Annotated in this window: 24 protein-coding genes and 2 tRNA genes; 13 read left to right on the top strand and 13 right to left on the bottom strand. The window is 61.3% G+C overall.

The features are described 5' to 3' along the window. Window positions 1–101 precede the first annotated feature (101 nt). Window positions 102–788 (bottom strand): hypothetical protein, encoded by a 687-nt coding sequence (locus tag A37A_RS21210; protein ID WP_018290218.1) that lies wholly within the window; start codon window positions 786–788, stop codon window positions 102–104. A gap of 86 nt (window positions 789–874) precedes the next feature. Here A37A_RS21210 and A37A_RS18105 point away from each other — a divergent pair, with 86 nt between their 5' ends. Together A37A_RS18105 and A37A_RS21205 are read left to right on the top strand one after the other, a co-directional pair. After that, a complete protein-coding gene (locus A37A_RS18105; protein WP_231363752.1) occupies window positions 875–1,606 on the top strand; it encodes a hypothetical protein in 732 nt (243 codons plus the stop codon). A gap of 13 nt (window positions 1,607–1,619) precedes the next feature. Next, a complete protein-coding gene (locus A37A_RS21205; RefSeq protein ID WP_051076241.1) occupies window positions 1,620–2,081 on the top strand; it encodes a hypothetical protein in 462 nt (153 codons plus the stop codon). A 115-nt stretch (window positions 2,082–2,196) separates the two neighbouring features. On the opposite strand, the gene A37A_RS0103870 is transcribed toward A37A_RS21205, so the two are convergent. The 7 genes from A37A_RS0103870 to rnhC form a co-directional block, all read right to left on the bottom strand. Continuing rightward, entirely contained in the window at window positions 2,197–2,847 is a 651-nt protein-coding gene (locus tag A37A_RS0103870) for a LysM domain-containing protein (protein ID WP_018290217.1), read from the bottom strand. Beyond that, window positions 2,828–4,846, bottom strand: a complete 2,019-nt coding sequence (gene ligA, locus A37A_RS0103865; protein WP_020493979.1) for an NAD-dependent DNA ligase LigA — start codon at window positions 4,844–4,846, stop codon at window positions 2,828–2,830. The genes A37A_RS0103870 and ligA overlap by 20 nt, the downstream gene beginning before the upstream one ends. Window positions 4,847–5,047: 201 nt before the next feature. Next, window positions 5,048–6,109, bottom strand: coding sequence for a DNA polymerase IV (dinB, locus tag A37A_RS15675; RefSeq protein WP_018290215.1), 1,062 nt, complete (start codon window positions 6,107–6,109; stop codon window positions 5,048–5,050). A gap of 48 nt (window positions 6,110–6,157) precedes the next feature. Beyond that, a complete protein-coding gene (locus tag A37A_RS15670) occupies window positions 6,158–6,916 on the bottom strand; it encodes an ROK family protein (protein ID WP_020493978.1) in 759 nt (252 codons plus the stop codon). A gap of 150 nt (window positions 6,917–7,066) precedes the next feature. Further along, a complete protein-coding gene (locus A37A_RS0103850) occupies window positions 7,067–7,852 on the bottom strand; it encodes a rhomboid family intramembrane serine protease (RefSeq protein WP_231363751.1) in 786 nt (261 codons plus the stop codon). 137 nt (window positions 7,853–7,989) lie between these two features. Next, complete coding sequence (locus A37A_RS0103845; RefSeq protein ID WP_018290212.1) at window positions 7,990–9,546, bottom strand: trypsin-like peptidase domain-containing protein; 1,557 nt, start codon at window positions 9,544–9,546, stop codon at window positions 7,990–7,992. A 556-nt stretch (window positions 9,547–10,102) separates the two neighbouring features. Continuing rightward, on the bottom strand, window positions 10,103–11,233 hold the full coding sequence (gene rnhC, locus A37A_RS15665) for a ribonuclease HIII (RefSeq protein WP_018290211.1): 1,131 nt from the start codon (window positions 11,231–11,233) through the stop codon (window positions 10,103–10,105). 22 nt (window positions 11,234–11,255) lie between these two features. Here rnhC and A37A_RS15660 point away from each other — a divergent pair, with 22 nt between their 5' ends. From A37A_RS15660 to A37A_RS0103810, 6 genes are all read left to right on the top strand, one after another. Continuing rightward, window positions 11,256–12,311: an A/G-specific adenine glycosylase gene (locus tag A37A_RS15660; protein ID WP_018290210.1), complete on the top strand. Its 1,056-nt coding sequence runs from the start codon at window positions 11,256–11,258 to the stop codon at window positions 12,309–12,311. A gap of 13 nt (window positions 12,312–12,324) precedes the next feature. Next, window positions 12,325–13,389, top strand: a complete 1,065-nt coding sequence (locus A37A_RS0103830) for a 3-deoxy-7-phosphoheptulonate synthase (protein WP_018290209.1) — start codon at window positions 12,325–12,327, stop codon at window positions 13,387–13,389. A gap of 40 nt (window positions 13,390–13,429) precedes the next feature. Further along, on the top strand, window positions 13,430–14,647 hold the full coding sequence (locus A37A_RS15655) for a tetratricopeptide repeat protein (RefSeq protein ID WP_018290208.1): 1,218 nt from the start codon (window positions 13,430–13,432) through the stop codon (window positions 14,645–14,647). Window positions 14,648–14,733: 86 nt separating this feature from the next. Beyond that, window positions 14,734–14,806 (top strand) — tRNA-Ala (locus A37A_RS0103820). Between the two features lie 123 nt (window positions 14,807–14,929). Next, the gene (locus A37A_RS15650) at window positions 14,930–15,706 is read left to right on the top strand and encodes a Mut7-C RNAse domain-containing protein (protein ID WP_051076270.1); all 777 of its coding nucleotides are present in this window, start codon (window positions 14,930–14,932) and stop codon (window positions 15,704–15,706) included. A gap of 326 nt (window positions 15,707–16,032) precedes the next feature. Then, window positions 16,033–16,968: a hypothetical protein gene (locus tag A37A_RS0103810; RefSeq protein ID WP_018290207.1), complete on the top strand. Its 936-nt coding sequence runs from the start codon at window positions 16,033–16,035 to the stop codon at window positions 16,966–16,968. Here A37A_RS0103810 and A37A_RS0103805 read toward each other — a convergent pair. The 4 genes from A37A_RS0103805 to queD form a co-directional block, all read right to left on the bottom strand. After that, a complete protein-coding gene (locus tag A37A_RS0103805; protein WP_018290206.1) occupies window positions 16,965–17,516 on the bottom strand; it encodes an O-acetyl-ADP-ribose deacetylase in 552 nt (183 codons plus the stop codon). The genes A37A_RS0103810 and A37A_RS0103805 overlap by 4 nt on opposite strands. 101 nt (window positions 17,517–17,617) lie before the next feature. Beyond that, window positions 17,618–17,690 (bottom strand) — tRNA-Ala (locus tag A37A_RS0103800). Window positions 17,691–17,789: 99 nt separating this feature from the next. Next, window positions 17,790–19,256, bottom strand: coding sequence for a lysine--tRNA ligase (gene lysS / locus A37A_RS0103795; protein WP_018290205.1), 1,467 nt, complete (start codon window positions 19,254–19,256; stop codon window positions 17,790–17,792). Further along, on the bottom strand, window positions 19,253–19,636 hold the full coding sequence (queD, locus tag A37A_RS0103790; RefSeq protein WP_026195632.1) for a 6-carboxytetrahydropterin synthase QueD: 384 nt from the start codon (window positions 19,634–19,636) through the stop codon (window positions 19,253–19,255). The genes lysS and queD overlap by 4 nt, the downstream gene beginning before the upstream one ends. 147 nt (window positions 19,637–19,783) lie before the next feature. Between queD and A37A_RS0103785 the strand changes: the two genes are divergently transcribed. From A37A_RS0103785 to A37A_RS0103765, 5 genes are all read left to right on the top strand, one after another. Beyond that, window positions 19,784–20,722: an aldo/keto reductase gene (locus tag A37A_RS0103785; RefSeq protein WP_026195631.1), complete on the top strand. Its 939-nt coding sequence runs from the start codon at window positions 19,784–19,786 to the stop codon at window positions 20,720–20,722. Continuing rightward, window positions 20,719–21,069: a DUF167 domain-containing protein gene (locus A37A_RS0103780; RefSeq protein WP_026195630.1), complete on the top strand. Its 351-nt coding sequence runs from the start codon at window positions 20,719–20,721 to the stop codon at window positions 21,067–21,069. The genes A37A_RS0103785 and A37A_RS0103780 overlap by 4 nt, the downstream gene beginning before the upstream one ends. Then, window positions 21,066–21,896, top strand: coding sequence for a PDZ domain-containing protein (locus A37A_RS0103775; protein ID WP_018290201.1), 831 nt, complete (start codon window positions 21,066–21,068; stop codon window positions 21,894–21,896). The genes A37A_RS0103780 and A37A_RS0103775 overlap by 4 nt, the downstream gene beginning before the upstream one ends. A gap of 102 nt (window positions 21,897–21,998) precedes the next feature. Continuing rightward, complete coding sequence (locus A37A_RS0103770) at window positions 21,999–22,739, top strand: hypothetical protein (protein ID WP_018290199.1); 741 nt, start codon at window positions 21,999–22,001, stop codon at window positions 22,737–22,739. A 117-nt stretch (window positions 22,740–22,856) separates the two neighbouring features. Further along, a complete protein-coding gene (locus A37A_RS0103765; RefSeq protein ID WP_018290198.1) occupies window positions 22,857–23,078 on the top strand; it encodes a hypothetical protein in 222 nt (73 codons plus the stop codon). 56 nt (window positions 23,079–23,134) lie between these two features. Here the strand turns inward: A37A_RS0103765 and A37A_RS0103760 are convergent, their stop codons facing one another. Further along, a complete protein-coding gene (locus A37A_RS0103760; RefSeq protein WP_020493974.1) occupies window positions 23,135–23,815 on the bottom strand; it encodes a radical SAM protein in 681 nt (226 codons plus the stop codon). Window positions 23,816–23,828 lie beyond the last annotated feature (13 nt).

Genomic DNA, 23,828 nt, shown 5'->3' with positions numbered 1-23,828 from the left:
GTCCTTATGTTTCCACGGAGCAGGAGAGTCGAGCAATCGGGAAAATTCTCGATCGGCGGCAAAGCTGGCCTGAAACTCCCCATGACTAAAACCAGGGGGCTCTAGAGAATAGAGATCCGGCTCTCCGGGGCTCTCGCTTGCGCTACAGCATCCCCGGCCTCGCCGGAACGGCTGCGAGGGCAGCCGCTTCCCACTTTCCCCTTCGACGGGCGACCAGCTCTGACGTTCCCGACGTGCGGTCGGGACAAGCCCTCCCGGCTCGCTGGTTCCTTCACTCTCGACATCGCCCGTCGCAGGAGCGGTTCCGCACCCGGCCAGGACTTTCCAACCCGGCTGATGTCGAGGAAATCCTTCTCGGAGCATTTCGCGAGAAAGGCGCTGTAGAGATCCCGCTGCACCGGCTCGGTGCGGCCATCGCCGAAGACGTATGTCCGCAAAGAGAGCGGCTTCTTCACGTATTGGCCAGTCGTATGGTCGAACTGGCTCAAGCGGGTCTTCCGGGGATCGATCTCGTTGAATCCGCCGCCAGCGCTTTCAGCCTTGCGGCGAATCCTCTCCACCCACATCCCCGGAGCGCGCACCTTCACGCTCCGTCCGAAATTCTTTTGAAAACTGCTATAGCATAGCTTCTCCCCCTTGATGGTCTTTCCCTGCGCCAATATCCGATTCGCGAGATTGCCGTGCGCGGTCTTCCGTGCGGCGGCCAGCCGCCGCTCGGTTTCCGCGAGATCCCGTCGCCTGCGCTTGTAGCGTTCCGACCGGACCCAGCGCTTGACGCCGCGCTTCACCCGGCCCTCGGTGTCGTAATTTCCAGGATTGGTAGGGCGAATTGACTCATAAAAAATGACACCGAAGAACCACGGAGGTCATGAAGATGAGTCAACAGGTTGCGGAAGAGGTGCTTGGGCGGATGCGTGAGCGATACGCCCGGCGGGGGAGGAAGGGGCGGATGCTCGATGAGTTCTGCGAGCAGTGGGGCTACTCGCGCAAGCATGCGATCAAGCTTTTGTCCGGCAAGCGGGCACTGAAGGCCGAGGAAGAAAGGAGAGGGAGGCCCGCTCGGTACGGAGAAGAAGTCCTGGAGCCGCTCAAAACGATCTGGCAAGCGGGAGAACAGATGTGCGGGAAGCGGTTAGCGGCGGCGATGCGCTTGTGGCTTCCCTGCTATCGGAAGCGCTTTGGGAGACCGCCCAAGCGGGTGGAGCGGGACCTTTGCGAGATGAGTCCTGCGACCATCGACCGGCTTTTGGCTCCCATCCGCTGCGTGATTCCCAAGCGACTTTGCGGGACCAAACCGGGCAGTCTGCTCAAGACCCAGATTCCGGTGCGAACCGACCATTGGGATGCCACCGAGCCCGGTTATCTGGAAGCGGACACCGTGGTCCATTGTGGGCAGAGCTTGGCCGGGGACTTCGTCTGGACGGTCACCTACACCGATATCTACTCGGATTGGACCGCTTCCCGAGCCGTTTGGAACAAGGGAGCAACCCAGATCGTGGAGAAGACACGCCAGCTCGAAGGCGAGCTGCCTTTTCCGATCCTGGGCTTTGATTGCGACAACGGGAGCGAGTTTTTGAACCATCATCTGCTCCGCTACTTCTCCTGAGCGGCGCAGGCCCGTGGGCTTCACTCGCTCCCGGCCCTATCACAAGGATGACAATGCCCATGTGGAGCAGAAGAACTGGAGCCGGGTCAGACAGCTCCTTGGCTACGACCGGCTCGGGTCTCCGGAGCTTCTGGAACCCATCAACCGGCTCTATCGCGAGCTTTGGGATCCGCTCCAGAACTTCTTCTGTCCCTCCGTCAAGCTTGTGGCCAAGACACGCATCGGCAGCCGTTACCGTCGCCGCTACGATCGTCCGTGGACCCCTTGCGACCGGCTTCTGCAAAGCAATGCGATTGACCCAGCCGCGAAAAGACGGCTGCGGGAGATCCGACGAAAACTCGATCCGTTCGCCCTCAAAGACGCCATCGAAAAGGCGCTCCGAACGATTCTCGCGCAGCCTCTACACTCCGGTCGCCCTACGGGCTCCTTGCGTTCCGAGGCTGCCCTTGCTAAAGCAGAAAACATCACCAATTAGGGTGTCGTCGATTTTTGAGGCAACGACCCTCAATCCTCGCACCTGTTCGGTGTCGTTTATTTTTGAGGCAACGGGCCCCATGGCTAAAGCCAGGGGCTTGCGCGGCGATTTTCGGTCAGGGGGAGGCAGGAGCGGGCGGAGTGCTCGAAGTGCGCTTCTTTTTGCCAGCTCCCTTCGGGACAAAGATCTTTTGGCCTGGATGGAGGCTTTCCCGCCGAGAGAGACCGTTGGCCGCGCGGATCTGTTCGGCGGTCACCGGAACCCCGCTTTGCCGATAGGCCTCGGCGATGGCGGAGACGGTGTCGCCGGCTTGGACTTTATAATAGTAGCCGCTCACGACTTTCGTGCGCGGGGCGTCGTGTGCGGGCCCGGGGTCCGGCGGGTGGGCATGGGTTGGTTGTCCATCGGATGTCCCCTTTTTGGGCTCCACCGTTGAGGGAGGAGACGAAGCGGCCGTCTGGGAAAGGACTCCGTGGAGGTTCCGAAGCTCCTCTTTCAATTGAGAAAGCTCCTGCTGCAGGCGCTGAAGTTCGCGGGTGTGTCCCTCGACCGTGCCCTCGATCTGATCGAGCGTGTCCGAGGCCCGGAGGACCTTACGCCTGGCCTCCTCCTCGTCCTGCTGACGAATGACCTCCGGCGTCTCTTCCTGTGCCAGGAGCCTTCCATTCCAGGCGAGATGGAGAGAAAGGCAAGTCCAGAGACAGGCGATCGGGATTCGGCGGACGAATCGTCGGATGCCTGTCGAGTTAGGGCGCCTCGTCGCCATGGATTTGTCCCTCCAGAAGCCTTTCCATATCGCCTTCCGAAATCTCCGGCACCCCAAGCCTCCTGGCTTGCATGAGCTTGGAGCCGGGCTCACTTCCCACCACTAGAAAACTCGTCTTCCGGGAGACGCTTTCCGTGAGCTTTCCTCCCGCCTGGCGAATTCTCTCCGCGATCTCTTCCCTGGGCTGGGAAAGAGTTCCGGTGATCACGAAGGTCTTTCCTTGTAGGATCCTTTTCTGGCCCGTCGGGCGCTTCGCTTCCATCTTCACGCCCGCTTGCCGGAGCCGATCGATGCGCTGGCGGTTGAAAGCCTCCCCGAAATAGTCGGCAACGCTTTGGCCAATGATCGGGCCGACGCCCGAGGTTCTCTCGATCTCCTCCGGCGTAGCGTTCTGAAGGCGCTCGATCGTTCCAAAGCGGGACGCTAGCGCCTCCGCTGCCGTTTCGCCGACGTGGAGAATCCCCAGACCGAAGAGCAGCCGCGCCAAACCTCGGTCCTTGCTTCCTTCGATCGCCGAGAGGAGATTCGCCCCCGACTTCTCTCCCATTCGTTCGAGCGGAAGCAGATCGGCGAGCGTGAGATGGTAGAGGTCGGCCACGTCCCGGATCAGGCCCGCGTCCACCAACTGGTGGATGAGGGATTCGCCCAACCCCTCGATGTCCATGGCGTGACGACGGGCGAAGTGGCGGATCAAGCCCTTGAGCTGGCCGGGACACTGGGGATTCGGGCAGCGGAGAAAAAGTCCATCCCATCGGAGGGGGGTGCCGCATGCGGGACACTCCTCCGGGGCTTCGATTTCCTTCTCCTGACCCGTCCGAGCCGACCGGTCGACCTCGATGACCGCTGGAATGACTTCCCCTGCCTTTTCGATGTAGATCCAGTCCCCGATCCTGACCCCTTTTCGTTTGATCTCGTCGAAATTGTGGAGGGTGGCGCGGCTCACCGTGGATCCGGCTAGAAAGACGGGCTCCATTTCGGCGACCGGGGTGATCACGCCGGTTCTCCCGATCTGGAAGACGACGCGGAGGAGGCGCGTCCGCGCGCGCTCCGCGCCATATTTGTACGCAATCGCCCAGCGAGGCGCCTTTGCCGTTGATCCTAAGAGTTCGTAAAACCGCCATTCGTTCACCTTCACGACGGCTCCATCCGTAGCATAGGGCAATCCCTTGCGGAAAGTATCGAGAGCCGCAATGGCATGCGCCAAATCTTCCTTGTCTCGGCAGAGCCAGTAGCGGGAGGGCGAGGGCAAGCCAGCCTCGGCCAAGAGGTGAAGCCAGCGCTCCTGAGATTCGCAGGCGACACCCTCGAACTCGCCCGCTCCGTAGAAGATCACCGATAGAGGTCGTTGCGCCACGATTCTGGGATCGAGCTGCTTCAACGAGCCAGCGGTGGCGTTTCTTGGATTGGCAAAAAGCGGCTCCCCCCGAGCCTCTCGTTCCTTGTTGAGATCCTCGAAGACCTTCGTGGGAAGATAGGCTTCCCCACGCACTTCGAGGAGTTCGGGTGGATGCCGGAGCGCCAAGCGAAGGGGGAGAGCGCGGATTGTCCGGAGATTGGCGGTGATCTCGTCTCCGGTCTCTCCGTCGCCGCGGGTGGCCCCTTGAACAAAGATGCCCTTTCGATAGACCACGCTGATCGAAACCCCGTCGATCTTCGGCTCGACGACGTAACTGGGTGTTTCCCTGGCCAGCGTGCGCTCGACACGATCGACAAAGGCGAAGAGCTCTGCGACGGAATAAGTGTTGTCAAGGCTCCGCATGGGAACCCGGTGGGTGACCGGCGAAAATCCTGGCAGCGGAGTTCCTCCGACTCGTTGAGTCGGCGAGTCCGTGGTGACTAGATCCGGATAGCGACGTTCCAGGTCGCGGAGTTCGTCGTAGAGCGCGTCGTATTCCGCATCGGAGATGAGCGGCTTGGCTTCTACGTAGTAGGCGTAGTCGTGCTTTCGAATCTGCTCGGCCAACTGGCCGTGTCTTCGAGTTGCATCCTCTCTGGTCATGCCGGCCACCCCTCCATCGTCCCTTCCGAGAGTTCTCCCGTCCCTCAATCCCTGGGGTTCATCGGACCCTGGAGCCGATGGAGAGCCGGCGCGTTCGAGGGAAGCAACAAGGTTTCGGAGCACGCTTGTGAGACATGCAGGTTAAGATTCAGTCTATCGTCGGCAAGGAAACTTTACAACCGTTGCAGCTCCTTTCTCCGCTCACCGCTGCCAGAGTTCCCGGGAGACGGAAGCTCCTTTTGGCCAGGGATGAACCAGCCCGTGCATGGCCAAGCCGAGAAGCCGGAGCGGTCTCTGCTCCTGCCACGCCGCCTGGAGCAGGCGGATGGCGCACTCGGCAATCTCCTTCGGGTCGGCTGTTGCGACGGGCAACGTAATCTGGCGGGAGAGCGTTTCGAAGTTGCCGTAGCGGAGCTTCACCGTGACGGTCTTGGCCAGGAGGCTCTTCGCTTGAAGCTCTTCGGCCATCTCACGGCCAAACTGATCCAGGATCTGGCGGAAGAGAGCGAAATCGGCGAGATCCCGTTCGAAGGTGGTCTCGTGGCTGATCGACTTGGGCTCCCACTCCGGCTCAACGGGTGTCGTATCGATGCCGTGGGCGGACTCCCAGAGGTAAGCGCCATGCTTCCCGAATTCCCGCGCCAGCATCTCCCGAGGCTGAGCGGCCAACTCGCCGATCTTCCGGACGCCCATCTCCCGCAGGCGCGCATGGGTTCTTGGGCCGACGCCGGGAAGCTTTTCCACCGGAAGCGGGGCAAGGAACGCCTCCTCCGCGCCGTGGGGGACCACGATCGTTCCGTGCGGCTTCACCGTATCGCAGGCGACCTTGGCGACGAGCTTGTTCGGGGCGACGGCCACCGTGCAGGAAAGAGCGAGATCGCGCGCCACCTGATCCTGGACCGATCGGGCGACCATGTTCGGATCTATGCCGTCCGGCAGTTCGGCGCAGGCTTCGTCGATCGAGAGAGCTTCCACTTTTCCGAAAAGGGCTTGCAGCAGGCCTCGCACCTTTTCGGAATAGGCCGAGTAGAGGTGATGACGGGCGGGGAGAACGACGAGATGCGGGCAGAGCGCGATGGCGCGTCGCAGCGGCATGCCGCTACGAATCCCAAAGCGGCGGGCGGGATAGCTGGCCGTCGAAACGACCCCTCGTCCTCCCGGATGGCCGACCGCAACGATCACGGGCTTGTTCTGTAGGGTAGGGCGGCGCAAAAGCTCGACTGCGGCGAAGAAGGCATCCAAGTCGAGAAAAAGAACCATCATCTCCGCTGCAGGCGCATGGCGGTTTTGGGCGAGAGTGCGTCGAGAGCTCTATGCCGAGGAGGAAGCAGGATCTTCCGGGGAGAGAGTTCCGCAGGGGGGCTCTCCCGCGACGGAAGCGGGAATTGGGGCCGCAGGCGATTCCAATCCATACCCGGCTTTCTCCCAAAGGCGGAATCCTCCGAGAAAGGCGAACGAGTTGTCTCCCAGGCGGACGAAGGGCGGGAAAGACTTGAGGTGCTTGCGGTTGCCGCCGCCGATCACGAGGTAATCCACTTGAAAGGCTTCCCGGAAGAGATTGACGACGCATCGGACTTCCGCGCGCCACCGCTTTTTGCCCAAACGGGCAAGACCCGCATCACCCAGGATCTCCTCGTAGGTCAACCCCTTCTTGTAGGGGAGATGGCTCGCTTCCAAAGGATGGAGAAGGCCATCGACGATCAGGGAGGTTCCTACGCCCGTCCCTAGGCCAAGGAAGAACATCCGCCCCCCGGCGTAGCAGCCCCAGGCTTGCATTGCGGCATCATTCACCAGCTTGACCGGGGACCCGAAGGCTTGCGCAAAGTCGAATTCGAGCCAACCGGAACCTAGGTTGCGCGGCTCCGCGGCGGGCTTCCCTCCAGAGACCGGTCCAGGATAGCCGATCGAAATCGCCTCGAAAGACCATCCGGCCACGACCTCAGGAAGACGCGCGACCAAGTCTTGCGGGGTGAAAGCGGGCCCCGAAGGGATCTTTCGAGGCTGCGTTTCCCCGGTGGCCAACAGCTTTACGTTGCGGCCTCCAATGTCGATCACAAGCACCTTTGTCATCGAATGACAGCGAACTCTTCCCTGAGCGGAGCCAATCCGCAAGCGCAAAGCGACGTTCTTTTTCTTGAAACCGCGCCTTGAGCGGCGCGCCATGGGATGATCCGCTACGCCTGGGGCACGAACTTGGTGAGACAGGCAGGGAGGCTCGCGCTATTTCTGCTGCTCCTTCCGGAGGAGAGCTTTGCGCGCTCGCTCGAGAGCTTCCCGTTCTGCCTTGGAGAGGCTCGCGATGCCGCTTCGGGAGATCTTATCGAGAATCGAATCGATCGATTCGCCCGTCGCTTTCGTGCCCTTCTGCCTAGTCGGAGCGGAAGTGACGGGGCGAGTCCGCGTTGTCCACTCTCGGCCCCAGAATCTCATCCCGGAGACATCGGGCATGCGAACAGAGAGGTAGGCGATGCCGGAAGCGACGCTGAGCATGAGCAGGGGTGTCCAAGCGTGGGCCGAGATGTCGATGAGGACATAGAGGGCCAACAGGACGATGGCATACCACTTCGCCGTGATGCCGAAGAGGAGCTCGGCACCGGGCGATAATGCGGCAAAGGCAACGAAGATCGCCATGTGAGCCTCATCTGGACCATAATAAGTGCCTCCGCTCGAATCGATCAGGCTGAAGAGAACCGCGCAAATGGCCGGTGCGAGTATTAGCGAAAAGTAGAGAAACAGATACTTCCGCGGCCCAAGGGCGAACTCGACTTCGCGCCCGAACCAGAAGAACATCAGCATCCAAAGGGCAAACCAGAGGGAGGGGGAATGAACCCATGCATAGGTAAAGATCTGCCAGATCTTACCCTGGGAAAGCACAGCCTGTGGGCTAAAAGACAGCTCTTGGAACCAGGCAAGCCGGTAGGTCGCAACCGATAAGACTCCGACCACAAACGAAAGACAGTGAAATGCAATAAAGATGTCGGTGAGGTAGACCGGCCGATTCTGCAAGTGAAAAACCGGCTCTCCCCGGCCATCTGCGGGCCAGTATGCCATAACTTAAAGTCTGCCGAATCTCGATTCGGTCGTAAATTCCATTTTATGAAAAAAAGAGCCTATTCCGTTCTTGTTCACGCGAACAAAGCATTTTACGGCCGCACCAGGACAAAAGTCTGCGCACCGTTTCGGCGGATATAGAAAAGAACCGGCACCTTGCCATGCTCCTCTGTGGCGACCCGGAGGAGATCTCCGATGTTGCGGACCTTCTCCGAGGGCTTGCCCACCAGCCGGATCTCCTCGATTACGTCTCCGGGTTGAAGGAGATCAAGAGATGGCGCTCCTTCCTCGACATCGACGATATAGACGCCGGCGGCACGGGGCTGAAGCCCCAGCTGGGCACGCAGCCCCTCGTCGAGGCTGACAATCTGCAGGCCGGTAAACGCGTTGTCGAGCTTCCCGGTTCGGACCGCTTGCCACCGAGAGCCTTCCTCGGTGCGGCCGCCTTGTTCCGGCTGCTCCGTAATTTGGGCTTCCGCCGTGAGAGACCGTCCGTCTCGATAAAAGATGATGGGGATTTGGGCGGACGCGGATGTTTCGGAAACGTAGAGCCGCAGTTCCGCAGGATCGCGCACATTCATCCCGTGATACCGGACGATCACGTCTCCGCGCCGGATCCCCGCCTTTGCCGCCGGGGAGCCTGGCTCAACCCGCGTCACGAGCGCTCCGGAGGTGTCCGGCAAGTTGAAGGCCTGCTGCATGTCTTCATCCACCTCTTGGGCCTCAACGCCGAGGAATCCGCGAACGACTTTCCCGCGGGCGACGAGGCTCTCGTAGACAAAGCGAGCCAGCTTGCTCGGGATCGCGAAGCCGATGCCATTCGAGCCGCCGCTGCGCGAATAAATGGCCGTGTTGATCCCCACGAGGAACCCTTCCGCGTTAATCAGGGCTCCGCCAGAATTGCCTGGGTTGATGGCGGCGTCGGTTTGGATGTAGTTCTCAAAGCCGGAGGAGGAAAGATTCGGATTGCGGCCTTTGGCGCTCACGATGCCGCGGCTCACCGAGCCGCTGAGGCCAAACGGGTTGCCGACGGCGAAAACCTGCTCGCCCACCTCGAGCCGGTCAGAGTCCCCCCAAAGGGCCGGTACAAGCCCCTTGGCTTCCACCTTGAGCACGGCGATATCGGCCGGCTCGTCCAGTCCGAGGAGCTTGGCCTGATAACGGCGCCCGTCGAAGAGCTGCACCCGGATTTCGCGAGCGTTCTTGACCAGATGGGCGTTTGTCAAGATGTACCCCTGCGGGTTGAGAATGACTCCGGATCCCAGGGAGGTTTCTTCGTCCATTGGTGTACGTCGCGAGTTACGGCTGTCCCCGTCCGTAGAGGGGACCGCCTCTCCGGAGTCGGCGCTGACGGGTCGCGCGGTGAAGATATTCACAACGCTGGGGAGAATCCGCGAGAGCACGTCCACGTACTCCCGATTGAGCTCTTGCAGCAGTCCACCGGCGGTCGGGTGCGACTCCAAGGCGTGCGGTATCGGGATGGCGCGGGGAATAAGAGGCTCCGAGGTGGCGGTCGGTGGAGGCACGGGCTTGGGAGAGGGCAGGAAAAACTCACGAATCCCCAATCCGAGCGCGACGCCCAGGAGCGCGACAGCTAGGAGCAGTCCTCCCTCTTTCCAGGGTCGCTTGATCGGCGCATGCCCTTCCATAAGGCGCAACATACCCATATTCCTATCTCCCGCGGCGCTTGCTCGGGGACCAGGCTGATTGCACGAGCGTCACGCTTCGCACGTGAAACACGTCTTTCCTGAGCTTCACATTAATCTGCCTGTCTCCCAAGCGTTCTCCTGCGGCTTGCGAAATGGACCTGTCTGCTTCGTTGGGCCTTGGTTTTCCCTCCTCGCAATCTGTCGTCCTACAGCTTCGGGGGGGAAACCTGCGCCCTGCCTGGCCTCCAGGTCCATTCGCGGCACCTCGGGCACGAACTTTGTGAGACAGGCGGGTTAAGACGCAAAACACTCTTACCTCCGACCTCCCACGAGAGCGAGCAAGCAAATCGGCGTCCATATTGTCAAGTCTCTTGCGAGGGTTTTCTTCCTAAGCGTTCTCCTGCGGCTTGCGAAATGGACCTGTCTGCTTCGTGGGCCTTGGTTTTCCCTCCTCGCAGCATGTCATCCTACAGCTTCGGGGGGAAACCTGCGCCCCGCCTCGCATCCAGGTCCGTTCGCGGCACCTCGGGCACGAACTTTGTGATGCGTGCAGGTTTTATGTTTTAACCTCGTCTACTCCATCATATCCGCGGGACGGAGGGGCGCAAGAGGAGGGCGTGGCAGATGTGGCGGTCGAACCTCCGGCAACTTCCGGCTGCGAGAGAGGGAGGCCGACCTCTCCCGCCGCTTGGGCAAAGGTGCGAAAGTGCACCTTGACCAGAGTGCGGAGTCTCTCGGAACCCTGGCGGCGTACCATTTCCCGCGCTGCTTTCAGGACGGGAGACGATGCCCCCTTGGGCAGAGTCATTCCGGCTTCCTTGCCGAGAAGGGCGAGCCGGCGGAGGAACTCTCCTCGGGCCAGAAGCGAGGCGGCAGCGACGGCGATATCGGATTCCGCTCGCGGCCTTTGCTCGACGGGGAGAGAAAGCCCCTGCCGCTCAAGCGCCCGCTCGAGAACAGGGGTTTTGGCGAACTGATCAACCAGTGCTCGCGGGCAGGAGGGGATCTTGCGCAGGAGCTCGGCAAGTGCGGTGGCATGAGCCCAGGCTAGCAGCCGGTTGAGGTTGCCGAAACGGCAATAGAGTTCATTGTACTTGGCGGGTCCCAGCACGACTACCGAGTAGAGGCCGCGGACGGCTTTGCGGATCTCCTCGCTTAGACGAATGGCGCGCAGATCGCTCTTCACTTCCTTGCTATCCCGCACTCCGAGTTGGCGAAGGACGGGCGCGATTTCCGGATCGACATACGTCGCCGCGACGATCAGAGGCCCGAAAAAGTCTCCCTTTCCGCACTCGTCCGAGCCGGCGTGCGGAAGGCACTCTGCTGGATCCAAGGCTTCTTCGTAACCCATTCGCGCTTCCCGCAGGATCTCCGGCTCCAGAAACATTTCCACGAAGTCTGCGGCACCACTCCCTTGGATCAGAACCTTCCTGCTCCGGTAGGCGCGGACGATGACCGATGGCCCGCGGCCTTCGAACAAGCCGTGCTCGAGCGCCCTCATCTCGAATCCCTTTTGCCGGAGGCGCTCCCGGAGCGCCTCGATCTGCACGGGCAGCAGGGAGAAGGAAAAAGTGGAGGGTCGGGGCGTAGGAGGGGCGATCGGGGAGGAGCCGCGGCCGACCGAGGCGCTTCCCGGAGAGAAAAAGTCCTTGGATCGGCAGAGCAACCGCCTCAGAAGGAAGTGCATGGGGAGAGCTTAGCGCAACCCAATGAGGATCCAGAGGAAATTTCGTCAAGAGTTGACGACGCGGCTGCTAGCCTGGTACCGCGAGCTTGCTGCGGATCTCCCGTGGCGGCGGGAATCGAACCCCTATTCGGTTCTCGTATCCGAGTTCATGTTGCAGCAGACCCGCGTCGCGGCGGTCGTTGCTTACTACGACCGCTGGATGGAGCGATTCCCGGATTTGTCTGCCTTGGCGAAAGCTTCGGAAGAGGAGGTGCTCCGCTCCTGGGAAGGGCTCGGCTACTATGCCCGGGCAAGAAATCTGCACCGAATTGCCCGTCTTTTGGTGGCGGAGCATGGAGGACGGCTTCCTTCGCGGGTCGAGGATCTCGAACGACTTCCGGGAGTGGGCCGGTACACGGCGGGTGCCATCGCCAGCCTCGCCTTTGGGAAGAGGGCGCCTCTGGTCGATGGAAATGTCCGCCGCCTCTTTCATCGTCTCTTTGCCTTGCCGGAGGAGACTCCTACCACTCGCCTCTGGGAGATTGCGAAACTGCTTCTGCCCTCTTCCCGGCATTGCGCGGCGCACAATTCGGCCCTGATGGAAATCGGCCGCACCGTCTGCATGCCGCGAAAGGCCGACTGCCCACGCTGCCCCGTGTCAGACCTCTGCCGGAGTCGGGGCGGGCGGGCCTCTTCGACGCGGAAGGGCTCCCCAACTCGTTGCGAGGAGTCCGCTGCCCTGATTGTTCGGGACGGCCGGATTTGGCTGGAGCCTTCGCAAAACGGGCGATACCGTGGATTTTGGCGGTTGCCGATGTTCGAGTCAGGCCGGATGAGCAATCTGGGAGAAGTTTGTCGGCTCTCCTACTCGATTACCCGATACCGAGTCGATCTCGTGGTGTTCCGGGCCGACTGGCGAGAAAAAGAGAGCGGCGAGGGAAGATGGGTCTCTCGGGAGGATCTGCCGGCTCTGCCCCTCCCAACTCCACATCGAAGAGCCTTGGACAGGATTGCGCGCTGCGCGGATTTGCCCTCGGCACTGCCATCGCCCGGCGCCGGGCCCGGAGAAGCGGTTGCTTTTTCGCCGATCGGCAAGTAGGCTCTCGACAATCATGCTGCCTTTACGGGATCTGCGTGTCCGCTCCGTCGAGCGTCTGGTGGCCCCGCGCGCCCTGAAGCAGGACCTTCCCTTGACCGACGTGGCGAACCAGACCGTCTATGAGAGCCGAGCTGTCATTCAGCGAATTTTGTCGGGGGAGGACAGGCGTTTTCTGGTGATTGTCGGTCCTTGCTCGATCCACGATCCGGTAGCTGCGTTGGACTATGCCCGGCTCCTCCGGGGCTTACAGGACGAGTTACGAGGAGAGCTCTTCCTGGTGATGAGGTCCTATTTTGAGAAACCGAGGACGATGATCGGCTGGAAGGGACTCATCAATGATCCCTTTCTCGACGGCTCCTGCGACATCCAGGAAGGGCTGCGGCTGGCGAGGAAGCTCCTCCTTCAAATCAACGAATTAGGAATTCCGACAGCAAGTGAATTCCTCGATTCGATTACGCCCCAGTACATCGATGACTTGGTCAGTTGGGCGGCGATCGGAGCTCGCACCACGGAATCCCAGCTCCATCGGGAGATGGCGAGCGGACTCTCCATGCCCGTCGGCTTCAAGAACGGGACCGATGGCTCTCTGCAGATCGCCGTCGACGCCCTGGGTGCCGCACTCCAGCCCCACAGCTTTGTCGGGATCGACCAGGAAGGCTTCACGAGCGTCATCCGGACCTGCGGGAACCCTTGGGGTCACCTGGTCCTGCGAGGGGGGCACAAACGGAGCAACTATGACCCGGAGAGCATCCAGGAAGCGTGCATTCGACTTCTCAAAGTGGGGCTGCCCAAGCGGCTCATCGTCGATTGCAGCCATGCAAACTCAGCGAAACGGCCGGCAGTTCAGGGAGCCGTTCTGGGAAGCATTCTCGAGCAGCGGGTGCGCGGCACCGGAGCGATTCTTGGAGCGATGCTCGAAAGCAACCTCTTCGAAGGAAGCCAGAAGATTCCCGGAGATCTCACGCAGCTTCGCTACGGGCTCTCCATAACGGACCCCTGCATCTCCTGGGAGACGACCGAAAAGCTGCTTCGCCATAGCAGTCTGCGAATTCGGGAAGCGCTCTCGACCGAGCGGTGAGCTGGCCCCCTTTTCCGTTTCGGAACCTTCCTCCATCCCAATGAACCTGTTGTCGCGGCCTTTGACGCTCCGAAGGCTTCTCGCCCTTTTGGTCACTGGCTCTGCCTGCGTGCTCTCCTGCGCCGATGCGGTCCAGGCATCCGCCCGAGCTCCGACGACAGACCGGGAGATCACCACCGAAGTCTGGCAAAGGATGGAGCGAGCGGCCCAGCGCGGGGAGGCGGACGCCCAATATCGATTGGGCGCGGCCTATCTGGAGGGCCTGGGGGTGAAGCCGGATCCAAAAAAGGCCGTCGAATGGTACAGAAAAGCTGCCCGGAATGGGTCGGCGTCCGCCGAAGCCGCCCTCGGGCTCTTATACACGATCGGCCAAGGCGTCGAGCGTGATTTCCGTCAGGCATTTGAGTGGAGCAGACGGTCGGCCGAGCATGGCGACCCTTTGGGTGAATGGAGCCTCGGCGTCCTTTTTGCGCATGGTCTTGGCGTGAAGCAGAACGATGAGCAGGCGGCCCGTTGGTATCGGAAGGCGGCGGAAGCGGGACAGCTGGAGGCGCAGCACAGCTTGGCGCGCCTCTATGTCAAGGGCCGGGGAGTAGAGTCCGATCCAGCCGCGGCGACTTCCTGGTATCGGAAGGCGGCCGAGCAGGGGTATGGTCCCTCCCAGTTCCGCTTGGGCATCGCCTACGTCAAGGGCGAGGGCGTGCCCCAGGATTATGCGCAAGCGGCCTTCTGGCTCCAAAAGGCCGCAGAGGCAGGCGATCCCTTTGCGCAGTCGGATCTTGCGGTGCTCTATGCCGAAGGGAAGGGCGTCACGCGGGATCCAGCGCGAGCCGTTTCCTGGTGGCAAAAGGCGGCCGAGCAGGGGGAGCTCAAGGCGCAAGACAACTTAGGGGCTGCCTACGAAAGCGGACAGGGAGTGCCGCAGGATGCCAAGTTGGCGGCGGAATGGTATCGGAAGGCGGCCGACCATGGCTATCCTCCTGCGGCCCGGCACTTGGCGTACCTCTACGAGGAGGGGAAGGGAATCCCACGAGATCCTGCGGAAGCGGCGCACTGGTATCGGAAGGCGGCAGAGATGGGAGATACCGTTTCGGAACGCGAGCTTGGGCGCCTCTACCGATCCGGAGAGGGGGTCAACGCTAACCTGGGAGAGGCCGAGGCCTGGCTCGAAAAAGCGGCCCGGCAGGGGGATCCGGAGGCCCGAGAAGAGCTCTCGCTGTTGGGAAAGGCCGGCAAGCCTTCCGCTTCCGATCGCTGAGGAAAGGGCGAGCGTCGGCGCTCCTCGGCAGTCGGGCTTTCCCTTGACAGGTGGCGTGAACGGTGGCAGGGATGGGGATCTTAGCCGGGGTCTTAGCTCAGTTGGTAGAGCGCCTCAATGGCATTGAGGAGGTCAGGGGTTCGAATCCCCTAGGCTCCAGGAGAGCGTCCCGTCAGGGCAGAATGCGCTCTCGAAGCCCCGCTCACGCCCGAATGTCCTCCACCGGATTGGAGCCATTCGACGGTCCCCCCTCCCGGTGCGGCTTTGGAGCTGTGGGAGGACGTGAAGCGGATCGAGTTTCGGTTCTACGCGGAGCTCAACGACTTCGTACCGAGCAGGAAGAGGCAGCGGTCTTTAACCCATCCCTTCTCTGGCGAGGCATCGGTCAAGGATCTCATCGAGTCGCAAGGGATCCCCCATTCCGAAGTCGACCTCGTGCTCGTCAATGGCGGGCCGGTCGACTTCTCCTATCTCCCCCGGGAGGGGGACCGGATCGCAGTCTACCCTAAGTTCACCTCGCTCGATATCGCCCCGTTCTCCTCCCTCCGCCCTCAGCCCATTCCGGGATCCCGCTTCGTCCTCGACGTCCATCTGGGCAAACTCGCCCGCTACCTGCGCCTCCTGGGATTCGACTGCCTCTATCGGAATGACAGGGGAGACGCGGACCTCGTCAGAATCTCCTCGGCCGAAGGGAGGATCCTGCTCACGCGCAATGTCGGCCTGCTCATGCGCGCCTCCGTCATCCACGGCTATTGGCTGCGGCAGACGGAGACCAGGAGGCAGCTCCGCGAGGTGCTTCTCCGCTTCGATCTCTTCGAACGGATCGCCCCGTTTACCCGCTGCCTTCTTTGTAACGGACTTCTCCATCTGGCGGATAAGCGGGAAATCAGGGAAGAGCTCCCGCCGAGAGTCGCCCGGGTCTTCGAACGGTTTGTCCGGTGCTTGGAGTGCGGAAAGATCTACTGGCGCGGTTCCCACTATGACCGGATGAGCCGTTTCGTCGCCACGCTCTGCCCTGTGAGGGAAGGATTCCGCAAGGGGGAGCGTGGCTCCCTGTAGGCGGCCTGCCTGGGGCAAGCTCGTCGGGCCACGGCGAAGACGATTGGACGGCCGCCGACGGTTGGTCGAGAGCCCCCTTGACGGAACTGTTTTTCTTGCGACGTCCGGTTCTTGCATTTTAGCCTGTATGTCTCGCAAAGTTCGTACCCGAGGCGCGGGCCGATGGACCTGGATGCGAGGCGGGGCACAGGTTTTCCCCGGAGTGTATGAAGACAGGCTGTGAGGAGAGGGCCAAAACCCAAGACCCAGCGAAGCAGCCGGGTTCAGCGCGCAAGCCGCAGGAGAACATTTGTGAGGCATGCAGGTTAGATGCCTGCGCGAAGAGAATGAGACGATTTGCGCGAAACCAGCCGCGCCGGGAGCGATCGATCTGGGCTATTCTCTTGGGACTTTTACCCGGTGTCCTTTTCCTGTTGATCGGATGCTCTTCCCCCTTCGCATCGCTACCTAGACGCGAAGATCTCCTCGAAGCGGCGCATCGTCAATCGGCTCCGGGATGGAACGTCGCAACGGTGAATCAAGTCCACTGGAAAGCCCAGGGAGATCTGGCCATAGCCAACTGCTCTGTCTCCCTCATTCCCGCAGGCGATGTCTACAGCGTTCGCGTTGTCACAGCCGCCCGCACCCCTCCGGCGGCGGTCTCCTCCACCGCGGCGCAGTTTTTGCCCTATGTGATCTTCACCGACTTATTGCCCGCCGGTTCTTACTATCAAATGGCATCGCGGAAGGTGGTCCTGCGACAGGGGCAGGGCCCTTTTCCCGTGCCGTGGAAGGCCACGTTTCGCAAGGATCTCATCGATGTACCCGAGGAAATTCGCGCTGGTAATGAGATCCGGATTCGTCTGCAGAAGAAGCTGACCTGGAGCTTCATCCCGGGCGAACCTCTTCTCCCGCCACCGATCAAGCCAGCCGCTGCGGGAGATGCCGTGCTCGCTCAGGAGCTGGTGCAAAGGATTGCGGACGAGCAGGACCGCCGATGGAGTAGCTTTCTCACACAACTCCAGAGTTATGATCAGTCATATCAATGGGGCCTGCAAGGCATACAGGCACAAAGGAGATTGATCGACTCGGAATCATGGATCCGCAACTCGCCCGCAGTGCTGAATCAGATGTTGGCCGAAAATCAGCAGAAGTCGCGTTCCCTTTGGCCAAGCATCTACGGCCAATTTAAGCAGCAGTTGATGCAGGCTGCGCAAACTCACGACGCAGAGCTCAAATCCACGGCGCACGCCAGAGGAATAGCGGGATCTCCTTTCAACTAATCCACTAGCTGCGGCTGCTTTCCTTCGCTGAGCCGGGCATAGGCCCTGCGGCAGGCAACCAGGGTCTCGTCGCGGAAGCAGACCAGAAAGACCTTTTCCGGAAGCGAGTTGCCGGCGAGAAAGGCCGCGATCTCTCTAAGGGCAATGAGGGCCGCCCGGTCGGCGGGGAAACGATAGGCCCCCGTGCTGATCGCGGGAAAGGCGACCGAGCGGGCGGGAAGCGCGGCTGCGAGGCCAAGGGCTTCGCGGTAGCAGCCGGCCAGAAGGGCATCCTCCCCTTGGTCGCCGCCCTGCCAAAAAGGCCCCACCACATGGATTACCCATTTTGCTGGAAGGCGATGGCCCTTGGTGAGCTTGGCCTTGCCTACGGGACAGCCACCGAGCGCGCGGCATTCCTCGAGGAGTTCGGGACCCGCGGCGCGATGGAGTGCCCCATCGACTCCTCCTCCGCCCAGGAGACTCGAATTGGCCGCGTTGACGACCGCATCGACCGGAAGACGGGTAATGTCTCCAAAGAGGATCTCCACGCGATCAAGCAGAGAAGCCATGTTCAGAAGAACTCCTACACGCTAGAGAAGATCACGCGCCCAAGGCATTCCCCGCAAGCCAATCCAGGGAATCTCTCGGATTGCCTTCGGCGCGGGAACTGTGGAGGTTGGGGGATTCGAACCCCCGACCTTCTCATTGCGAACGAGACGCTCTACCAACTGAGCTAAACCCCCAGGAACCTATCGTAAACTCTACAAAACAAATCCGCGGTTGGGAACCGCTATTTCGCACCGGACGTCGTGAGCAAGCATCCGCCCTCTAAGGCGCGTCGGCTACGAAATTTGTGAGAAATGGCGGCTAGGGCGGAGGAGCGGGAAGAAGATCACATCGCGAATCGATTCGCTTCCGGTGAGGAGCATGACCAGTCGATCGATCCCCATGCCCAAGCCTCCGGCCGGGGGCATCCCGTACTCGAGAGCCATGAGGAATTCCTCATCGAGCTTCTGCCTCTCTTCCCCCGCCTGATGCTCGAGCCGCTCTCGCTGGACGATCGGATCGTTGAGCTCGCTATAGCCGGGAGCGATCTCTTGCCCGCCGATAATCAGCTCGAAGACATCGACCACGGAGGGATCCTCCCGGTTTTGTCGGGCGAGCGGCACCAGCTCCCTGGGAAGATGCGTCACGAACAGGGGGCCGGCCGTGCGGGCCTCGACAAGCTTCTCGAAGGCGTGCCGGGTCACGTCGATCTCTTCGGCATTGGGCAGAAGTGGAACGCCCAATTCTTCGGCGAGCCTACGGCGCTCCTCGGGAGGGAGGGAGAACCATTCCTTCCCCGTCGCTTCCCGCAGGCAGTCGGAAAACCTCTTCCTTGGCCACGGAGGGGTCAGATCGATCGAGGGAAAGAGTCCGGTCGCTGCGGAAAGATGGAGTCCTCCGCAGACCTTCTCGGCCAGATGGCAGACGAGCGATTCGAGAAGCTCCGCCATCCGCGGAAAGTCCGCGTACGCCCAGTAGGCCTCGAGCATCGTGAACTCCGGATTGTGCTTGCGGGAGAGGCCCTCGTTTCGAAAGTTTCGGTTGAGTTCGAAAATGCGCTCGAAGCCTCCCACCAGAAGCTGCTTGAGGTAAAGCTCCGGGGCGATCCGGAGGTAGAGCGGGATGCCCAGAGCCTCGTGGAAGGTGGAAAAGGGGGTGGCTGCCGCTCCACCGGGAATCGGTTGCATCATCGGGGTTTCCACCTCGAGGAATCCGCGCTCCTCGAGGAAGGAGCGAATCTCCCGGACGATCCGGACTCGCTTGTGGAAGATCTCCCGGACCTCCGGGTTCGCGATCAGATCAAGATAGCGCTGCCGGTAGCGAGCCTCCACGTCATGCAGGCCGTGCCATTGCGAGGGGAGCGGGCGGAGGGACTTGGAAAGAAGATCGAAACGGCCGACCCGCAAGGTCTTCTCTCCGGTCTTCGTCTGAAAGCAGTCGCCTTCGACTCCGACGATATCGCCCAAGTCGAGAAGTTTGAGATCGGCGAACCGCTCCCCCACCGACTGGAGGTTGGCATAGATCTGCATCCTCCCGCTTGCGTCCTGGAGATGAGCGAAGAGGCTCTTGCCCATCTCCCGGATGGAGAGGAGGCGGCCCGCCAGCCGGGCCTTCCGTCCTTCCGCAAAATGCATCAGGATCTCGGCAACCGATGTCGTGTCGGGGAAGGAGCCGCCGAATGGATCGATGCCGCGGCTGCGCCAAGCGGCCAGCTTTTCTCGGCGAAGGCGGAGCAACTCGCTTGTTTCTTCGTTCTCGCTCATGAGCGGGCGGAAGAGGGAGTGGGGCCGCGATAGAGGCATCGGACCCGGGATGTTTCGCAAATGGTGATCTGGGCAAGCCCGGGAAGGAGGGAAACGAGCCTTTCCCAAAACCACCGCGCCATGGATTCGATGGTTGGATTTTCGAGGCCCGGAATTTCGTTGAGAAAGCGATGATCCAACTCTGCCAGCAGGGGCTCGACCGCACGGGAGATCCGGGCATGATCGTAGAGAATGCCGGTAGCGGGATCCACCTCGCCCTCGACCGCGACGCGCACCTCGAAACTGTGGCCGTGCAGCTGGCGGCACTTGTGGCCTTCCGGAAATCCGGGTAGCTGCTGGGCCGCCTCGAAACGGAAATCCTTTTCAATCGTTACGCGCATAGAAGGAAGACCAATTTCCACCTTATCGGCGGAAGCCGGCAGACGTGCAAGCCCGGGAAGAAAAAGAAAGTTACCGCAGCTCTTGGGTTTCGCGCCGAAAGATCCAGATGGCCAGTTTTCTCCCTTTGCCATAGACTTCGGAACCGAATGCGACTCCGGCCTCTTGGGAAAACTGGATTGCTGGTCTCCCCGCTTGGCTTGGGTGCCGCCGAGATCGGCTTTGCCGGAATGGCGCAGCCGGCGGCCACCGAGCTGCTCCACTTTGCCATCGATCACGGGATCAACGTGATCGACACCGCGGCGGTTTACGAAACCTCTGAGGAGAGAATCGGCAATGCCCTGGGCCCTCGACGACGGCAGTGCGTCCTCGCATCGAAATGCGGCTGGGCGGCAGAGGGGAAAAGTAGTCCGGCATCCTGGACGGAGGAAAACATTCGGCGCTCGATCGACCGCTCGCTCGTGCGATTGCGAACCGATCACATCGATGTGATGCTCCTCCACTCGTGCGATCGCCCGGTTCTCGAACGGGGAGAAGCGCTGGCGGCTTTGCGGAAGGCGCAGGAGGCGGGCAAGGTCCGGTTCATCGGCTACTCGGGGGACGGCGAAACCGCGGAATTCGCCTGCCGGCTGACCGAGGTGTCGGTCATCGAGACAAGCATCAATATCTGTGACCAGGCGAACATCGAAACGGTCCTGCCGGCGGCTCGGGAGGCCGATGTCGGGGTGCTGGCCAAGCGCTCGTTGGCCAACGGAGCCTGGCGGCGGCTCGAGGAATTCCCTCCTGCCTATCGCGAGTTCTATCGCGAGTACATACGGCCCTATGCCGATCGCTTCCAAGCGATGGGAATAAAACTCGCGGAATGGGGGGCGACGGAGATGAGATGGGCCGAGGTGGCCCTCCGTTTTGTCCTCGCACAGCCCGGGGTCCATGTTGCCTTGGCCGGGAGCGCCAGCCTCGAGCATCTGTTTGATAACCTGCAGGCTGCCCGACGGGGCCCATTGCCCAAGGAGATGGTGGACCGGCTGCGTCAGGTTTTTAGCCAGGCGGAGAGCCGGTCGGGAGAAAAATGGGGAGCCTTGCGATGACAGCAAAAAGAGCCGTTCCGACCAAAGCTTCCGGCCTGAACCGGAACCGTCTTGTCGTGCGAGTGGTCCCCAACGCTCGGAAGAGCGAAATTGCAGGGTTCACGGATGGGGTCGTTCGGGTGCGGCTGCAAGCCCCGCCCTCCGAAGGGCGGGCCAACGAGGAGCTCTTGCGGCTGCTTGCCAAGGTGTTCTGCACGCGGAGATCCCAGATCGTGATCGTGGGCGGGGAGAAATCGCGGGAAAAATCGCTCGAAATTCAGGGCTGGGAAGGAAACGGAGAGTCAGCCGAGGACTACGTGGCGCGCTGGCTGGAGCGGGCTTCCGGTCCGGGAGGTGTGCGTCCATGAACCTCTCCGGATGGAGGAGGAGACGATTCCCCGCGGCTTGGTCCACCGCGCTCGTGCTTCTTGGCTGGAGCGGGCTTCCCGGCACCGCTCGGGCGGTCGAAGGTCCGCTGGTCACCAATCCACCCATCATCACTGTTTTCCCCGTGGAGGATCGCCCCGGCGGTGTCCATTTTCAATACCCGGTCGCCATCAACGAGTTGATCGTAGTTCGCCCCAAAGACACGCTTCGAACCATCTACGTGAAGCCCGAGCTTGAGGAAAAAGTGGAGGAAGCACAGCAGAATAAAGAGCACAAAGAAGCGGCTTATTCGCGGAAGCCGACTCCCGACCCGCTCAGCGAAACTCCGGCGGAGCGGGCGCTCAAGAAGTTCACCCGCACGGTCTGGCCTTCCAAGACAACGTTTCTCCAGGCACTCGAGGTGTTGAGCGGCGCCGATCTGCGGCTGATGTTTCAGAGAGCGGACGAGGACAAGATTTGTGACGAGCCGGTGAGCCTGCCCGCCGGCCTTTTGTTGGCTGCCGTCGACGGACGCATCACGATCTTGGCCGTTCAGCCGGGCGAGACGGGCGAGCGGGGGGGCTTCCAGCCGGGGGATCTCATTATCACGATTGGCGGGGAGCCCTTCACGGGATCGCTGGACGAGTTCCTGGAAATCTATCGGAGAGCCAATCTCGGCCCAAAATCCGGCGAAAGTAAGGCGCTGAGCTTCACGGTCTACCGGGCGGGGAGCGCGGAACCGGTCTCCGTTTCTCTTCCGCGTCCTCCCAGCCTGCAGCAGAGTCTCTTGGACTTTTCCCCCGAAATGGGGCGTGGCCATTCCGAGTGATCCTCGAAAGGACGTAGGCCGATGGTTTCCGATGGATTTTGGGGAATGGATGAGTAAAAAGGCCAACGGCAGGTCGGAGCGAATGGAAAGGGAGGAACGTGCGTGATCAAGTTTTTTTTGGGAATTGCACTGATCGGCAGTTTGGCGACGGCGGTGCTTGGGTATCTGGTGGCAAATCAGCGGAACAGCTATCGCCAGGAGTATGAAAAGACCGCTGCTCAGCTCAAGGCGGTGACCGAGCAGGTGGAGGAGAGCAAGGTTCTGGCGGCCGAGGCCCAGAAAAAGGGGGAGGAGACCCGCGCCAAGCTGGCCGAAGCCACCGAAAAGCTGTCTCAAGCAGAGAGTCAGGTTGGAAGCGGGGACAGCCGGATCGAGGAGGCGGAGAAGCGCGCCAAGGATGCCGAGCAACGCGCGCAACAAGAGAAGACGGAAATCGAAGAGTTGGGGAGCAAGCTCGAATCGGAGAAAGCCGCAAGCGAGGCGGCAACGGCCAAGGTAGAAAGCCTGCTTAAGGAGAAGCAGGCATTGGAGGAAAACATGGCCAAGTTGACTTCGGAACTTGGGCGGTTGCGCGAACTTTCCCCTTCGACCGCCCGAGCGGTCTCGATGCGGTCGGGAATTCGAGGCAAGGTCGTGTCGGTCAACCGCAATTGGAATTTTGTCGTCTTGAATGTGGGCGAAAAGGACGGCTTGGTGGAAAATGGCCTGCTCAACGTCTACCGAAGAGGCCAGCCGATCGGTAAGGTGAAAATCGTCTCCACCGAGGCCCATACGGCGGTAGCCGACGTGGAGACCGGATCCAATCCAGGGGGACTTCAGCCCGGCGATGATGTGTTGAACTGATCTTGGAGTTGTGACAATCTTAATGTGGCAAAAGGTGGCTGGGCAGTCCGGGTGGCTGCCGCAGCGCGAAAGAGGCGTGGATCGTTCACCCTAGAGTTCAAGAAAATACGGAAGACGATGACAAAGGCCAAGTGGGGTTTCATTCTGGTTGCCGGAGCAATCATGTTCGGAGGCTGTGCCTCCTCCGATAAGCAATCTGCGGCGAAAAAGCAGGCCGCGAAACAGGGGAAACAGGTCTCCGACCTCCCGTGGAATCGGCCTCCGTCCTGGCAGCAGGCAGGCGCGGCAGGTGCCTACATGGGAGGGATGGGGGGAACGACCCCCGGAGCGCCTTACTAGCCGCCATTTCTCATGAATTTCGCAAGCCGCAGGAGAACGCTTGTGAAATATGCCGGCTAGACTCCCCTGCGGTCGGGAGCCCAGATAACCTTGTGGAGTTGGAAGCCCAAGCGGACGGGCAACCGGTCACGGAGCAGCCAACCTGCCAGGACTTCCAAGGAAAGTTCTCCCTGCACCGGAGAAAAGTGGACGGCTCGGACCAGCCTTATCCAAGGAGCGTCGCGGAGTTGCGCCTCCGCCCACCGGTAATCCTCTTCGGTGCCGATCACGAACTTCACCTCGTCCCGCGATCCCAGGAGTTCCAGGTTGGAGGGCAGATTTCGCGAGGACTCCCCGCTCGAGGGACACTTGCAATCGACGATGCGATGCACCCGCGGATCGATCCCGGCGATCGAGTGGGCTCCGCTGGTTTCGAGGAGAACGGTGTAGCCCCCGTCGCAAAGCTGCTGGAGGAGGAGGGGGGTATGCTTCTGAAGAAGCGGCTCCCCGCCGGTCACCTCGACGAGCCGGCAGCCGAAGCGCTCCACTGCCGGCAAGAGCTGGTTCAGGGGCGTCCGCTTCCCCTCGAAGAAGGCGTACTGCGTATCGCACCAGCGGCAGCGGAGATCGCATCCCGTCAGCCGGACGAAGACGCATGGCTCGCCGGCAAAGCTGCTCTCTCCTTGGATGCTGTGGAAAATCTCGTTGACGACGACCGCCGGTTCTTTGCGGAGCGCCTCGGTTGAGGATGCATCCATGGTTCGGAGAGCT

The sequence above is a fragment of the Verrucomicrobium sp. 3C genome (assembly GCF_000379365.1).
Lineage (GTDB): Bacteria > Verrucomicrobiota > Verrucomicrobiia > Methylacidiphilales > Methylacidiphilaceae > Methylacidimicrobium.
The sequence above is the reverse complement of the archived record's forward strand: the minus strand, read 5'-3'. Positions and strand labels throughout refer to the sequence as shown.

Excerpts from the sequence above, each read along its gene's own strand:
- A37A_RS18105 (WP_231363752.1), top strand. The coding sequence starts at position 875 with ATGAGTCAACAGGTTGCGGAAGAGGTGCTTGGGCGGATGCGTGAGCGA.
- A37A_RS0103870 (WP_018290217.1), bottom strand. The coding sequence starts at position 2,847 with ATGGCGACGAGGCGCCCTAACTCGACAGGCATCCGACGATTCGTCCGC.
- ligA (WP_020493979.1), bottom strand. The coding sequence starts at position 4,846 with ATGACCAGAGAGGATGCAACTCGAAGACACGGCCAGTTGGCCGAGCAG.
- dinB (WP_018290215.1), bottom strand. The coding sequence starts at position 6,109 with ATGATGGTTCTTTTTCTCGACTTGGATGCCTTCTTCGCCGCAGTCGAG.
- A37A_RS15670 (WP_020493978.1), bottom strand. The coding sequence starts at position 6,916 with ATGACAAAGGTGCTTGTGATCGACATTGGAGGCCGCAACGTAAAGCTG.
- A37A_RS0103845 (WP_018290212.1), bottom strand. The coding sequence starts at position 9,546 with ATGGAAGGGCATGCGCCGATCAAGCGACCCTGGAAAGAGGGAGGACTG.
- rnhC (WP_018290211.1), bottom strand. The coding sequence starts at position 11,233 with ATGCACTTCCTTCTGAGGCGGTTGCTCTGCCGATCCAAGGACTTTTTC.
- A37A_RS15660 (WP_018290210.1), top strand. The coding sequence starts at position 11,256 with ATGAGGATCCAGAGGAAATTTCGTCAAGAGTTGACGACGCGGCTGCTA.
- A37A_RS0103830 (WP_018290209.1), top strand. The coding sequence starts at position 12,325 with ATGCTGCCTTTACGGGATCTGCGTGTCCGCTCCGTCGAGCGTCTGGTG.
- A37A_RS15655 (WP_018290208.1), top strand. The coding sequence starts at position 13,430 with ATGAACCTGTTGTCGCGGCCTTTGACGCTCCGAAGGCTTCTCGCCCTT.
- A37A_RS0103810 (WP_018290207.1), top strand. The coding sequence starts at position 16,033 with ATGAGACGATTTGCGCGAAACCAGCCGCGCCGGGAGCGATCGATCTGG.
- A37A_RS0103805 (WP_018290206.1), bottom strand. The coding sequence starts at position 17,516 with ATGGCTTCTCTGCTTGATCGCGTGGAGATCCTCTTTGGAGACATTACC.
- lysS (WP_018290205.1), bottom strand. The coding sequence starts at position 19,256 with ATGAGCGAGAACGAAGAAACAAGCGAGTTGCTCCGCCTTCGCCGAGAA.
- queD (WP_026195632.1), bottom strand. The coding sequence starts at position 19,636 with ATGCGCGTAACGATTGAAAAGGATTTCCGTTTCGAGGCGGCCCAGCAG.
- A37A_RS0103785 (WP_026195631.1), top strand. The coding sequence starts at position 19,784 with ATGCGACTCCGGCCTCTTGGGAAAACTGGATTGCTGGTCTCCCCGCTT.
- A37A_RS0103780 (WP_026195630.1), top strand. The coding sequence starts at position 20,719 with ATGACAGCAAAAAGAGCCGTTCCGACCAAAGCTTCCGGCCTGAACCGG.
- A37A_RS0103775 (WP_018290201.1), top strand. The coding sequence starts at position 21,066 with ATGAACCTCTCCGGATGGAGGAGGAGACGATTCCCCGCGGCTTGGTCC.
- A37A_RS0103765 (WP_018290198.1), top strand. The coding sequence starts at position 22,857 with ATGACAAAGGCCAAGTGGGGTTTCATTCTGGTTGCCGGAGCAATCATG.
- A37A_RS0103760 (WP_020493974.1), bottom strand. The coding sequence starts at position 23,815 with ATGGATGCATCCTCAACCGAGGCGCTCCGCAAAGAACCGGCGGTCGTC.